Raw genomic sequence first — 14,637 nt, 5'->3', positions numbered from 1 at the left:
AAAACGTGCTGAACCCAGAACATTAAATTCTTTTAAATTCAAGACATTTTTGTCTCTCGTCGAAGTCAGGCTTAATTTTCAGGCGAGGAGTATTCGTCGGGTGTACGCCCCGCTCTATCAGACACGCTATCGATAAGTTTGAATACGGCGACAAAATCCATCATCAATTCACGGATTCGGTCTGGATTATCTAGCGGTGTGAACATAGATCCTGCTTCAAACAGATCGCCACCTTCGACGCAGACAAACAACTCGCCACCAGAGAATGCACAGCGTAATTTCCCCCCGTGAAATACGCGCTCTAATTCAAGTAATCTTTCCATGAAGTCTGGTGTCAGCAGAAAACGAGACTCAATCTGATCATTTGAAAAGACTTCAAAAGCTTTTTCAAATTTTGGGTCTTCCAACCGAACACGCTCAAGATCTTTACCAGAAAGCTTGTTTCCAATCTTGGTGAAAACATTGAACACGCCCATATCACGGAAAACCTTAGTAACACCCCGAAATGGTTTGTGAAAATTTACAACCAAACATTGGCCTTTAAAGACGGTCACCCATTCTGTGCGTGTACGCCCTTTCCCATCAGATCTTGTACGGCGATCTTCTAAATGAGCCTCAAAAAATTCGAAATCTGTCGAGCCACGTTTTCCGATGAGTTGATCTTCAAAACTTTCTCTATCCCAGCTGGGTATGAGACCAAGGTTTCTAAATCGGCTCAAAACAAGCGGATATTCTGGTTCGGGATCATATTGTAGATCAAAACCATTCGCTGCCGTTTCGACTATGAGAAGCTTCGCTTCACGTCGAATATCGTTCAAGGCACGCTGCCCGAAGGTATGCATTCCAAATCCCAATATACCGCCGATAAACAGTGCAAAAGGTGTTTTAAAAACAAGAAATCCGAATATCGCTAAACCGCCACCAACTGCCACTGCAGCTGTTGTCCAGTTCTTTGCACTGTTGGCGGCTGCTATTCGGTCATCTTCTTTTGTGAGCAAGGTGGGAAGGATTTCATCACGATATACTTGTTTGAATTTATCAAACTCCGGCGGTAACGTTTGAAACGCTGCTTCAACATTTGAATCGTCAGAATTTTCAGTCATGAAACACCCTCGCTAACATGCTTCATTCTGCATAATTCACTCTTAGACACAATGAATTAAACTTACTTGGCTGGCTCACCATATATTCGCGTTTCTAATGTGCCATCAGCTGCGGCAACACCTCTAAACATTCCCGGTGTGTTAAATGCAAAAGCTGATTCACCCGTCTTAGAAATGACGATCACTCCACCATCGCCGCCTAGCTCAGCAACTTTATCCAACGCAACTTTTGCAGCAGCAGCGGGTGCCTCGTTCAAAAGCTCTATACGGGTACAGATGGTTTTCGCCACACCTGTACGGATGAAGTATTCCCCGTGACCAGTCGCAGACACACCGCATCCATTATTGTCTGCATACACGCCTGCCCCAACAATTGGGCTGTCTCCCACGCGTCCTGGCATTTTCGCCGTCATTCCGCCTGTAGATGTCGCGGCAGCAATATTGCCGCGCACATCAATGGCTACAGCGCCGACGGTTCCGCGTTTATCTGCTTTTTCAGCGCGCGTTTTCAAAACACGCTTCAAAGCTGCTTTGCGTTGATCTGTGGTGAAATACGAATTCTCAACACGCTCTGCACCGTGACCATGCGCAAATTCAGCCGCAGCATCCCCAGCAAACATGACATGTCTTGATTTTTCCATAACCGCTCTTGCAGCCACGACAGGGTTTTTCACAGTCTTAACGCCTGCCACCGCGCCAGCATTCGTGTCGCGACCATCCATAATGGATGCATCTAATTCATGCTCACCTGAAGCTGTTAACACAGCCCCTCGCCCAGCATTAAAAGCCGGATTATTTTCAAGAAGAATAACTGAAGCTTCAATCGCATCCAATGCTTCTCCGCCATTGGCAAGAATAGCTTGCCCCGCCAAAAGAGCCTCTTCCAAGCCTTTATGGTAAGCTATTTCTTTTTCAGCTGTCATTTGGCTGCGCTGGATCACACCAGCGCCACCATGAATGACTAAAGTCCATTCTTGTGCAGTTTTGCTTTCCATCGTTGTCGTTGGTTCAATCTTTTGAACCTCAACATTTCCTTGAGCAGATGAAGGTTGAGCGCAGGCAGCTAATAAAGATGCACATCCAACCAGCAATGTTTTTTGAAAATGCTGCAACATGAAAAGTTTCCTACTTAAAAATTGCCTCAAGAGTAGACTGCGCTTCGCGAAGTTTTTCTATCCCGAGTGTCAGCTCTTTCTTCGTCTCTTTTTTCTCAGCAACCACATGCTCAGGCGCACGGGAAACAAAGTTCTCATTGTTAAGCTGTTTATCGATGACTTCCATCTCTTTTTCTAGCTTACCAATTTCCTTGTTGAGGCGTTCTTGTTCTGACGCAAGATCAATCACTCCCGCAACTTCCAGCGCAAATGTTGCTTCTTCAACAACAATGGACACGGTGCCACTTGGGGTGCTTTTCGACACATTCAAATCTTCAAGACGCGCAAGACGTTCAATTATGCCTTTATAAGTCTTCACGCGCTCTTTTGTTTGTTCACTCGCATTGATCACAGTCACAGGCAATTTTGCACCGGCAGGAACATTCAAATCAGCACGACCAGAACGAATATCAGTGATGGTTTTAATGACCCAATCAATTTCTTCTTCCGCTTCTGGTGAAGCTGCTTGATCACCAAAATTAGGCCAAGACTGAGCGCACAACATGCTCTCTTTATCCAAGCGGAATTCAGCTTGGTCTTCCCACAGCGCTTCTGTGATGAAAGGCATAAATGGATGCAGGATGTGGATTATTTGATTCAATGTCCAAGCAGCAGTTTTTCGTGTCTCAGCTTTGACTGTCTCATCATCGCCATTGAGCAATGGTTTCATGAGTTCCAGATACCAATCACAGAACACGTTCCATGTGAATTTATAAATGGCAGACGCTGCATCATTAAAGCGGAATGCATCAATGCTCTTGGTAACCTCTGCAGCTGCTTTAGCCGTTTCAGACACGATCCATTTGTTCAAAGTATGCTCAACTGAGAATGGATCAAACTCATCCTGATCCCACAGCAAACACTCATTCATCTGACAGAAACGTGCGGCATTCCAGAGCTTGGTTCCAAAGTTTCTGTAGCCAACAATTCGGTCCATAGACAAGCGAATGTCACGTCCCTGCGCCGCTTGAGAGGCTAACGTAAAGCGCAGTGCATCCGTACCACACGCAGGAATTCCTTCAGGGAATTGCTTTTTCGTCGTGTTGGTGATCGCTTTTTCGGCTTTGGCGTCCTTCTTATCATCACCAGTACGTTTCATATCGCGGTGACGTTTTTCAATCAGTGTGTCCAGCCCACACCCTTCAATAATGTCGATCGGGTCAATCACATTACCAATGGATTTAGACATTTTGCGACCATCTTCATCCAGAACAAGTGCGTGGATATAAACATCCTTGAACGGCACATCATCCATGAATTTGAGGCCCTGCATCATCATGCGGGCAACCCAGAAGAAGATAATGTCAAACCCGGTTACCAATGTGGCTGTTGGGTAGAATTTGTCTAATTCAGGGGTCTTATCAGGCCAGCCCATCGTCGAAAATGGCCACAACGCTGATGAGAACCAAGTATCAAGTACATCTTCATCTTGTTTTAGTTCTACACCTGCACCTAGCTGTTCTTCGGCCTTCGAACGGGCTTCAGCTTCAGTTGCACCGACAAAAATTTCGCCTTCTGGCCCAAACCAAGCCGGGATTCGGTGTCCCCACCAAAGTTGGCGTGAAATACACCAAGGCTGAATGTCATCCATCCAGTTGTAATATGTTTTCGACCAGTTTTCAGGAATGAAGCGTGTTTGGCCTTCCTTCACAGCATCAACTGCAGGACCAGCAAGCTTGGCCGCATCAACATACCATTGGTCCGTCAGCATGGGCTCAATCACCACACCTGAACGATCGCCAAATGGTTGCATGATTTTTTTGTTTTCAACGTAAGGAACAGTTTCCTCAACCTCGGTCTTATTCCCGTCTTCATCCTTCACTGTTTTTGTAACAGTGGTCATGACAGCCAGACCTTCGTCTGTGATGGCCTGCACCACAGCTTTACGCGCATCATAACGGTCCAAGCCACGATATTCATCCGGCACGAGATTGATCTCCTCAATCTCTTTAGGATCAAACTCACCACTTTCCGCAATTTCCTTGGCACGCGCAGCCGCTTGCTCATATGGCAAACCATCAGAACGCATCGCAGCTGTTGGTGTCATCAAATTATAAAGCGGAATATTATTGCGTTGCGCGACCATATAGTCGTTCGGGTCATGCGCACCAGTGATCTTCACCGCACCTGATCCAAAGTCCGGATCTGGATATTCATCCGTAATGATCGGGATCAGGCGGCGATGTTCTTTCGGACCAACTGGAATTTCACACAATTTACCGACGATTGGCGCATAGCGCTCATCTTTGGTGTAAACCGCAACTGCACCGTCACCCAACATCGTTTCAGGACGCGTGGTGGCGATGGAAATGTAATCACGCTCTTCTTCTAGCGTGATGTTTCCATCTTCGTCTTTTTCAACGTAGGTGTAGGTTTCACCGCCGGCGAGTGGATATTTGAAGTGCCACATGTGGCCATTAACTTCTTCATTCTCCACTTCAAGATCGGATATCGCTGATTGGAATTTGGGATCCCAATTTACAAGACGCTTATCACGGTAAATCAGGCCTTCATTATAAAGATCCACAAAGACTTTCGTAACAGCTTTGGATAAACCTTCGTCAAGCGTGAAACGCTCGCGTGACCAATCACAGCTTGCGCCCAAGCGTTTGAGCTGGTTAGTGATCTGACCACCAGATTCTTCTTTCCATTCCCAAACTTTTTCAACGAAAGCATCACGCCCCATATCGGTGCGCTTAATCTGTTGAGCTGCTAGTTTACGTTCCACAACCATTTGCGTGGCAATACCTGCATGGTCTGTGCCCGGTTGCCAAAGAACATTCTTGCCCTTCATACGCTGATATCGACACAACACGTCCTGCAATGTGTTGTTTAGCGCGTGCCCCATGTGCAGCACACCAGTGACGTTTGGTGGCGGGATAACAATCGAATAGGCATCAGCAGCCCCTTCTGTATCCATTTTAGGTTTGAAGGCACCGGATTTTTCCCAGCGATCATAAATTTTCGATTCGGAGACACTGTGGTCGAAATGTGAGTCTAGCATGAGGCTTTAGATACAATATTTATCAGCCGCCGCAATGAAAAAAGCGCTCACTGCTCAGCAGAAAGCGCTAATTAGAATAGTTTAATTGACTAAGCGGCTATTTTGCCATGCGTGAAATACGTTGAAGCTCTTTTTTGACTTCTTGCTCAACCAATTGTGGAAGGTTTCCATCCAACCATTCTTTGAGCATCGGTTTCAGCATTTCACGGACCAAATCTTCAATAGTCGTGCCTTGTGATAGCATCATGCTACCCATAAGCTTGCCTAATTGACCGGCGGTCGCATCAGCTGTGGCAGCAGCAACTAAACCCTCTTCTTGAGGTACAGGTTGCGGCGCTGGAGCATGTGTTGACTCAGGGGCTACTGCGACAGGTTCCGGCTCAGGCTCAGGCTCTTCTTCCAATCCCCAAGCAGATAGATCTTCCTCAGGCTCTTCTGGTTCTTCTTCAACAGCATCAATGCCCCAATCATCCGCATCAACGACAACAACATCGTCTTCAGGCGTAATCTCTTCGGACATTTCTTCAGCCATCTCTTCCATGGCAGCGGCCATGTCGAGTTCTTCTTCCTCACCACCTTCAGGTTCAGTGAGGTCCAAATCTAATGGTTCATCATCAATCTGTTCGGCTTCAGACAGATCGAGCACATCGGCCCCTTCTGTATCAGCAGCCTCTGGTGCAGGCTCATCATCTTCAGAAATAATCTTGCGGATGGAAGCAAGAATTTCTTCCATGGTTGGTTCTGATGCTGCTTCTTCAGCTGACATAATGCGCCTCTAACACTGACAAATTACTTCCAAATGATGAAAGCACTGGAATCACCCATAATTTTAGGTGATATCTAGTTAACAAGGTCTTTCCAAAGAAAGATGTAATTGCAGTGTTTTTATTAAGGCTTAGACCTATAAAGAAACATTAACGCCCAGAGTTTCCGGTGTTAAAGCCCCCATAGCGGCCAATAATTGGTGGACAGCTATATAGTGGTCTCTATTTGCTTGAATCAAAGAAAGCTTTGCATCAAGCAATTCTTGTTCTTGATCAAGAAGATCTAATGTTGTGCGAAGCCCAACAGCGAGCTCTTGCTCAGCACCATCAAAAGCCACCTGTGCCGCTTCTACTTGCTGCTCTGATGCCTCAATGGCGCGGGATGCAGCTAGCGAGCTATGCCATGCGCGTGTCACTCGTGCGATTAAATCACGTTCTGTCGCACGGTGTTGCAAACGCAATTGGTCCCGTTCCAAAGAAGCAGCTCTAATTTGCGAAGAAATACGTCCACCTTGGTAAAGCGGTAAACGCAATTGCGCTACGACAGAAGCATTTTCATTTTCAAATGTTTTATCGTCATAGCTTTGGCTTAAACCCGCAGACCCAACTATAGAGATATCCGGACGTCTTTCGCCTTTCGCAGCGCGCACGCGATATTCAGAAGCTTTAATGCCTGCTTTTGATAATGCAATTTCAGGATTGTACTCGATTGCTGCATCGACAGCATCCTGCAAATCTGCAGGATATTTAGGTGTAAAAGATGATGTTTCCAATTGTGTTGGCCAGTGACCAATCAATTGCTGAAAGACAGCTCGATTGGCTTCTAACACAGCTTGCGACGAAGATAATTGCGCACGTGCACCAGCATATCTTGCCTCTGCTTGAGCAACATCTGTTTTTGTTACTTCACCAACTCGAAAGCGGTCCGTTGCTGCTTCTACCTGACGCGCAAGAACACTGACATTGTTTTTACGAATATCCACTTCGGATTCGCTTGCCAACACATCCATGTAATTAGTCACCACGTTGAGGATCATATCTTGCTCGGCAGCAAACAATCGGCTCTCAGCAGCTGTTACACCAGCCTTTGCTTCACCAATTGCAGCTTGTGTTCTGCCGCCATTCCAAAGGCTCTGGCGAACTTCCAAACCAAAGGTAGTCTGCGGTGCTTCTGTTGTGTTGGTTGGTCCAACTTGACCAAATGGTCCTGTATTAGATCGCGACAATGAATATCCAGCGGACGTACTAAGACTAACCTGCGGACGGTTTGCTGAACGTGCCTGTTTCAATTGTTCATCAGCAATCATTCTTGATTTACGCTGAGCTAGAATTGACGGGTTTTTCAAATAAGCGGAGTTTATTGCATCAGAGAGAGTTTCAAGGACTGCAACACTTTGCTGCTGCACAATTGGCTCTGCAGTGTCCAATGTAGATTCTACATCCTGCGCAAAGGACGTAAGTCCACTCATCACTGAAGATGCAACTAATACCGAAACTAATGTCTTACGCACCACAACCCTCTACTCTCATTGCTTCTACAGACGCTTATAGCGTTCTGAAATAGATCAATTCAAACGTGTCATAGCGCATATATGCAAACGGCGCGCCCCTACAAAGGAATATTTGTAAATTAAAAGACAAATTCTTTCTTTAATTCAAATCCGGGGAGCATTGGAGGAGCTGCATCAAATACATTACGACTTGCAAACACACTTCCCGATCGCGTGTAAATGCAAGCGTGGCTAGACTTACCATCACGAACAATGACTGCAAGTCGACCACCATCTTTCAACTGATCTTTCCATGCATCAGGAACAACTTCGACTGCTCCGTTTACAAAAACAACATCGAATGGTCCCTGAGAAGGTAATCCAGCTGCAATCTCTCCAACAACAACATCGGCGTTATCAATGTTGAGTTTATCCAATCGCGCTGATGCTGCTTCGGCTAAGGCTTCATCATTCTCAACTCCAACAACAGCAGCAGCCAGATGAGACAATATTGCCGCAGAATATCCACTACCCGACGCGATATCCAAAACTTCGTCTTCGGGTTGAATCTTTGCTTCTTCAACTAATTTCGCAAAATCCCGCGCGCGCCACATAAAACGCCCTTCCGAGGTCTCATGCTCATACTCTGCATATGCAAGTGAATGTCGCGACTTAGGTAAAAAGACCTCTCGCGGAGTGTTTTGCAGGGCTGCGTGAATACGTCGATCCGTGACATCATTTGGACGCACCTGAGAATCAATCATTGTTTCGCGAGTGACAGCATTATTCATATGAGTTTCCAATTCGAAACGAAGCTCGAAGATTCGATATTCATTCCCACTTTAATAATACAAACTTCATTCACTCAACTATTTAGGTTCACAATTTTAATTTCAGCAAATTTCCTTTGTTTTGCTCCGATTTATGTTTTTGTCATAATTATTGAATTTTAGCTCTTCCCTATTTGGAATAAGATGTTAGAACGTCGCCCTTCCTGTTTTATGTTTTGCGTACAGGATAAACATAGTCTTCGTTCCAGCAGTTATGCATTGCACAAAAGAACAAGACGTTTTCGGTTAGGCCGCGTGGCGGAGTGGTTACGCAGCGGATTGCAAATCCGTGTACTCCGGTTCGATTCCGGACGCGGCCTCCACGAAATCTCACACAACAACTTTAATTTTATTGGCAACTTTTCGACGATTTTCGTCAACAATCGATGTGTTAACGAAAAATTCCAATAAATGATAAAATTAAAACCAAATTTTAGTAAAATTACATTTTTTAACCACCCATTAACCAAAGTGGACGATATTGCCTATGTCTTCTCTGAAGACACCCACCATCACCCAACGCCTTGGCGGGAGCTTTCTCTAGCTCCCGTCTTTTTTTTGCGTGATTTTGTGGAAAACTCATTTTTTTTCAAAAGAAATGCATTTTCGGGCAATTTAGGGATTGCACAATTTTGATACGCTGGATATACCGCGTCCTCCGATGTTGTTCCGCGATAGCTCAGTTGGTAGAGCAATCGACTGTTAATCGATTGGTCGCAGGTTCGAGTCCTGCTCGCGGAGCCATCGAGACCTTTCCTCGCAAAAAAATGTATCGATCTCAAAAGGCATCTACTCAATAGAGTGGTTCCGGATTCCGTTTCAACTGACAGACAAAACCTCCCCTATTCAATTTAGTTATTGATCTGATGCTTCTCCATATAGATTTATCCTTAATTCCTGACATCAATCCGTGCAGTTGTGCCATTTCAACGGAGCACAATTTACATTTTCTATATTTTATCTTCTCTGGCTCTTGAAAAAAAACTCACTCGCACCTCAAATTGGAGAAAGATAAAGACAGATTCACCGTCGGGGATTAGTAACGTGAGCCACAAAACACACTGCAAGCTGAAATTTTCTTCCAAACTGATAACATCAGTGTGCGCGCTTACACTTCTGGGAGCATGCGCAAGTTTTGATGCAGATTTAGAATTCGACACCAAAAAATCGGCAGCCCGTCAGCTACATGACCAGTTCATCGTCATGGATACCCACCTAGATACGCCAGCTAACCTCGCTCAACCGGGATTCGATATCACTGAACGTCATGATCCCATTTTAGATTACTCCCAAGTGGACCTTCCCCGCATGATAGAGGGCGGGCTTGATGGAGGTTTTTGGGTGATATACACCCAACAACGTTCGCTTACGGATATCGGATACCAGACAGCGCGAGACCACGCGATTCAGCGCGCAATAGCAATCCAACGCATGCTTGCCGCGCATCCAGAGCACTTTGAAATGGCCACAAAAGCTTCAGATGCTCAGCGAATTAAAGATTCAGGCAAACGGATAGTCTATCAAAGTATTGAAAACTCATACCCACTAGGAGAAGACATTTCTCTGCTGCGTACATTCTATAATTTCGGCGTACGCATGATTGGCCCAGTTCATTTTGCCAACAATCAATTTGCTGATAGCGGCACAGACATTTCAGGCCCCAAATGGGGCGGCCTATCTCCTCTGGGTGAGGAATTGGTCAAAGAAGCAAACAGATTGGGAATGATCATCGATGCTTCTCACGCTCACGATCTTGCCTTTGACGATATGGTCGAACTATCAGCGACTCCAATTATCTTATCTCACTCAGGCACCAAAGCTCTTTATGATCACCCAAGAAATCTCGATGACGAACGCTTAAAGACTCTTGCAGCCACCGGCGGAGTCATTCAAATGAATGCCTTGGGCGCTTATTTGAAAGAACTTCGTCAATTCCCTGCCAGACAAAAAGCGTATGCTGAGCTCCGTAAAGAAAGTGAAGCGATTGGGTCCAACCCAACACCTGAACAATTTCAGATGCTACTGGATAAAAGACGTCAAATTGATGCTGAATTTCCTGCCGACATGGCTGACTTTGAAGATTTTATTGAGCAGCTTTTATATGCATTAAAACTTATTGGTCCCGACCATGTAGGTATTGGTGCTGATTGGGACGGCGGTGGCGGCGTTGTTGGAATGCGCGATATCGCAGCCTTCCCTTTGATAACTGAACGTCTACTCAAAGAAGGTTACAGCAAAGAAGATTTGGCTAAAATCTGGGGCGGTAACGTCATCAGATTGATGCAAGCTGCAGAAGATCACGCGGCATCGTTGAAAAACTAGACACACCAACAAGCGGGTTCGCTTCAAAGCATTTCGCTAAGCATTTGTTTTGAGTTCTAAATTAAAAAGAGACGCTCATTTCACCGGATAAAATCTGCTGTGTCATTTCAGCTAGCATTTTATCCATCGGCTGATCTTCAGAGATAAATGGCACGACCGCCCTTACCTTTGCAATTTGCCCAAGAACACGCAAACCAACCATAGCTTCTGTTAGTTCGCCAGATTTCATGCGCAATTCAATCGCCTGTGTCGCTGCCATCATATGGGCTGCCGTAACTTGTGCTGTTAGTTCATTTACGCGCAATGCATCACGCGCACCTATTGTGCCCATGCTGACTTTATCTTGGTTATGACACTCAGTAGATCTTGAGAAAACTGATGCAGGCATCGTCAATTTACAAGCTTCCGCCGTCCATGCAGACACCCCAATTTGAACAGCTTTAAATCCGTGATTAATTGGCGCGCGCTCACCTATTGCACCTGTTAGATTTGACGGAAGACCATTGGAATATCGCGTATCCACCAAAGTCGCCAACTGACGATCCATAAGATCAGCAAGGTTAGCGACTTGGGTTTTCAAAGTATCCGCAACCATACAGACATGCCCGCCATAGAAATGCCCTCCATGCAGGACATCACCAGTTTCAGGGTCAAACAACGGATTATCATTTGATGAATTGATTTCAGTATTCAATGTTGTTTCCAACATTGGCATTGCATCCTGCAACACCCCGATTACGTGGGGAGCGCAACGTGTGGAATATCTATCTTGCATACGCACTGCTTCATGGTTCGCTTGCATTGGTGCAAGGTCTTCACGAATATGCCGTGCGATTAGCATCTGCCCCTGGTGCGGTTTGGCATTAAACAAACGCTCATCAAAGTGACGCGTATTTCCTAAAATCGCCAATGAACACATTGACGTCAAACGCGTTGCGGCTGCAGCTAACCTCTTGGATTGCTCCAAAGCAATCCCAGCCAGAGCGGTCATCACTGACGTGCCGTTCATTATGGCAAGAGCTTCTTTGGGACGAAGTGTGATCTCCGTCAAACCTTCTTCAGCGAATGCTTCTCTCGCTAATTTTACTTGCCCATTGTGCAATACATCGCGCTCTCCTGCGAGCGATCCAGCGATATATGATAGCGGCGTCAAATCACCTGAAGCTCCAACAGAGCCTTCAGACGGAATAAGCGGTAGAATATCCAATTTCAGCATACTGGCGAGCAATTGCACCAAGTCCATGGAAACACCTGACCACCCACGAACTAACGTCACCAATCGCACTGCAAGCGTTGCGCGAGTTTCTTCTGGCGTCAAAAAACGCCCCATGCCGCAACCATGAAATCTTGATAAATGCAAAGGCAATTCAGCGACCAATTCTGGAGGGACAGCACGCACAACGCTATCGCCATATCCAGTTGTAACACCGTAAATTTTTCCTTCATTTTCAAGAAGGTTTGTTACATGTTTAGCCGAGTTGTTGATGACCTCCAGAACATCGCTATTGACCGACATTTGAGGCATGACACGCTGCGTGGCCAAACGGTCCAAGGTTACAGTATCAAGTTCATCTTCACCAAAAACGAATGTTGGAAAATCACCTGTATCAGCAGCCATTGCTTCGTCCTATACCCCACACTCAAAATGCCAATTCATGCTTGCAGCATTCTAAGGTTCAAAAATTCAATATACTGTCCATGCTTATGCATTTTGCGTAAATGCACTTAAACCGAACTCCACTATGTACTCTGGTGAAAGAATAAAGAACACCCCCATATTATTGAAAGTTTATACATCTCTTTTCATCAATATGCTTGATGTCTAACTAAACCCACACCATAATGATATATCATTTACTCATTTAAACAGCAGGATAAATAATGTTCAAACGCATCATCACTTTTCTCGTATCAGCTTTAACATTATCCTCGGTCTCGGTCATTGCGACCGCTGAAACCAAACTTCTTTCTGTCGAGGAAGCCCACTCTCAGGCAGCAGAAGGCAAAATCACGCTCGTCGACATCCGGACTCCAAATGAATGGCAGAGCACCGGCACTCCTGAACATGCAGTCATGCTTCAATACCAACGAGAAGATTTCATTGAAGAGATATTGAATAAGTCCAAAGCTAATCCGGACAAACCCATAGCACTCATATGTCGTTCTGGTGGCCGCTCAACGCGCGCAGCCAAAGCGCTAGAAGACGCTGGATTGAACAATCTATATAACGTCAAAGAAGGTGCTCAAGGTTGGCAGGCCAAGGAACTTCCTATGAGCACCTACGCCACTGACTAATTACCCTACTGTACCAGATGAAATTTTATCTTCGCCCCTAGAAAAGGCAAAAACTATCTTTTGAGTGTCGGGTTTGTATTCAATTTTGAGATCGACAACATCACCCGGCACCAACACTTTTTGAAACTTCATTCGGCTAACATTCATATTGGCAGGTTCGACAGACCAAATCTCTTCTGCTAACCGCACAGCCATGTGAGTTTGCGATAACCCAGGCAAAACTGGATTGTCTTTAAAATGTCCTTGAAACCAAGGAAGATCGTCTAAAATTTCAAATGTTAAGTGAGCACTGAACCGATCCGCGCTAACCTCGGCTGATTTCAGCACGTCGAGTATGCGAACGCATTCAAACAATTCCTTTAGATTACCTAGAACGCGTTTCGATTGAGAATTTACCGGTATGCTTGGCACAAATCGAATACGTTTTGGGAATTCCGCGGGCTCTAACATTTCAACAAAGTGCCTACGAAGATACCGGCTGAACTTAAATGACCTAAGCTTTCCTAATTCCGATTTTCCTTCGTCATTTAAGACGACCAAAGCACTTAGTCGTTCTCGTCCTTCCATAGACGTCATAAGTACCGCACATTCTTCAATCATCGGATGAGATAGAATGACCTCTTCCACACGAGGCAATGACACGCGTTTTCCCTCCACCTTCACAATCCGGTCCATCCGGCCCAACAATCGAAAACGCCCATCGGCTTGAAAATCAACGCGGTCCCCCATCTTCATGGAAGACTTATCCTCGATAAATGGAGACTGAACCAGAAGCTCGCCATCATTGCCAATAGAAAGTTCTGCGCCTTCAATTGGTGTCCAAGCTTCATCAGCCGTTTTTCTTTGACGCCACGCTACTCCCCCCGTTTCTGTGCTTCCGAAAATTTCAATCGGCTGCACACCAATCACGTCTCGCGTTTCGAACGAGGCTTCTGGAGAAAGTGGTCCTCCAGACGATAAAATAAATGCCGGCCTATTCTCCGCAACAGAAGAAGGCTCAGGTAATCGTGTCAAATGCGCAGGACTAGATACAACAAGTGTTTTATCAGTCACAGAATGCATTAGGGCTTCCCATGACAACGCCATCTCATCTTCACCGATGGCTCCACTCAAGATCGGCAAAGCAATTCTGAAAATCATGCCATAAACATGCTGATGAGAAACTGTTCCAGCAATATGATCGCAATTTCCAGCAAATGAATTTTGCCAAATGCGAGCCTCTGATTCGATCAATGATACAGGTTTGAAAATCTCTTTTGGTGTACCCGACGAACCAGATGTGAAGAATATTAAATTTGGATCTTGAGTTACATCACTATCAATATTTGCATCAGGCTGGATACCACTCCAGTCGGGTGAAATTGCCTCATCAACGGCGTCACTTATCAGATCCGAAGATTGCACTCCAACCATCTTTAAGTAATCAGCCCCGCACTGGGGTAATAGGACAATATTACAATTCTTGAGCGCTGAAGCTAGGTAGGCCGCACACCAAACCGCCGCCGATCTGGCATATACATAAGTCCTCAACTGTTCAGTTGAAATGTGCTCTTCCATCTGCGCTGCCATTGAACGGATATTTCCGGCGGTAATATCGCCATGCTTCGTTGACTGAAACAGTATTTGCTCAGCTTTAGCAGTGAGAAGTTTATCCAGAATACTGACCAATTTTTCG

Annotated in this window: 10 protein-coding genes and 2 tRNA genes; 4 read left to right on the top strand and 8 right to left on the bottom strand. The window is 45.5% G+C overall.

Going from position 1 to position 14,637, the window contains the following annotated elements; genetic code table 11:
- Nucleotides 1–71 precede the first annotated feature (71 nt).
- From F551_RS16335 to F551_RS0106270, 6 genes are all read right to left on the bottom strand, one after another.
- Nucleotides 72–1,103, bottom strand: a complete 1,032-nt coding sequence (locus F551_RS16335; protein WP_018996645.1) for a DUF3137 domain-containing protein — start codon at nucleotides 1,101–1,103, stop codon at nucleotides 72–74.
- Nucleotides 1,104–1,165: 62 nt separating this feature from the next.
- Nucleotides 1,166–2,218: an isoaspartyl peptidase/L-asparaginase family protein gene (locus F551_RS0106290; protein WP_018996644.1), complete on the bottom strand. Its 1,053-nt coding sequence runs from the start codon at nucleotides 2,216–2,218 to the stop codon at nucleotides 1,166–1,168.
- Nucleotides 2,219–2,228: 10 nt separating this feature from the next.
- Nucleotides 2,229–5,261 (bottom strand): valine--tRNA ligase, encoded by a 3,033-nt coding sequence (locus F551_RS0106285; protein ID WP_018996643.1) that lies wholly within the window; start codon nucleotides 5,259–5,261, stop codon nucleotides 2,229–2,231.
- A gap of 97 nt (nucleotides 5,262–5,358) precedes the next feature.
- Complete coding sequence (locus F551_RS0106280) at nucleotides 5,359–6,027, bottom strand: DUF2497 domain-containing protein (RefSeq protein WP_018996642.1); 669 nt, start codon at nucleotides 6,025–6,027, stop codon at nucleotides 5,359–5,361.
- A gap of 135 nt (nucleotides 6,028–6,162) precedes the next feature.
- Complete coding sequence (locus F551_RS0106275) at nucleotides 6,163–7,536, bottom strand: TolC family outer membrane protein (RefSeq protein ID WP_155825821.1); 1,374 nt, start codon at nucleotides 7,534–7,536, stop codon at nucleotides 6,163–6,165.
- Between the two features lie 119 nt (nucleotides 7,537–7,655).
- Nucleotides 7,656–8,306, bottom strand: a complete 651-nt coding sequence (locus F551_RS0106270) for a protein-L-isoaspartate O-methyltransferase family protein (RefSeq protein ID WP_018996640.1) — start codon at nucleotides 8,304–8,306, stop codon at nucleotides 7,656–7,658.
- 288 nt (nucleotides 8,307–8,594) lie between these two features.
- Here F551_RS0106270 and F551_RS0106265 point away from each other — a divergent pair.
- From F551_RS0106265 to F551_RS0106250, 3 genes are all read left to right on the top strand, one after another.
- Nucleotides 8,595–8,668: transfer RNA gene (locus tag F551_RS0106265), tRNA-Cys, on the top strand.
- A gap of 345 nt (nucleotides 8,669–9,013) precedes the next feature.
- Nucleotides 9,014–9,089, top strand: a tRNA-Asn gene (locus F551_RS0106255).
- Between the two features lie 300 nt (nucleotides 9,090–9,389).
- On the top strand, nucleotides 9,390–10,667 hold the full coding sequence (locus tag F551_RS0106250) for a dipeptidase (protein WP_155825819.1): 1,278 nt from the start codon (nucleotides 9,390–9,392) through the stop codon (nucleotides 10,665–10,667).
- 61 nt (nucleotides 10,668–10,728) lie between these two features.
- Here F551_RS0106250 and F551_RS0106245 read toward each other — a convergent pair whose 3' ends face one another.
- The gene (locus F551_RS0106245; protein WP_018996637.1) at nucleotides 10,729–12,285 is read right to left on the bottom strand and encodes an HAL/PAL/TAL family ammonia-lyase; all 1,557 of its coding nucleotides are present in this window, start codon (nucleotides 12,283–12,285) and stop codon (nucleotides 10,729–10,731) included.
- Between the two features lie 263 nt (nucleotides 12,286–12,548).
- Here F551_RS0106245 and F551_RS16330 point away from each other — a divergent pair, with 263 nt between their 5' ends.
- Entirely contained in the window at nucleotides 12,549–12,962 is a 414-nt protein-coding gene (locus tag F551_RS16330) for a rhodanese-like domain-containing protein (RefSeq protein ID WP_018996636.1), read from the top strand.
- On the opposite strand, the gene F551_RS0106235 is transcribed toward F551_RS16330, so the two are convergent.
- A complete protein-coding gene (locus F551_RS0106235; protein WP_018996635.1) occupies nucleotides 12,963–14,630 on the bottom strand; it encodes an AMP-binding protein in 1,668 nt (555 codons plus the stop codon). It abuts the gene before it with no gap.
- Nucleotides 14,631–14,637 lie beyond the last annotated feature (7 nt).

Origin of the sequence: Hirschia maritima DSM 19733 (assembly GCF_000378345.1) — a bacterium.
Lineage (GTDB): Bacteria > Pseudomonadota > Alphaproteobacteria > Caulobacterales > Hyphomonadaceae > Hirschia > Hirschia maritima.
Note: the sequence above shows the minus strand (reverse complement) of the source record. Positions and strands in the feature narration are given on the sequence as shown.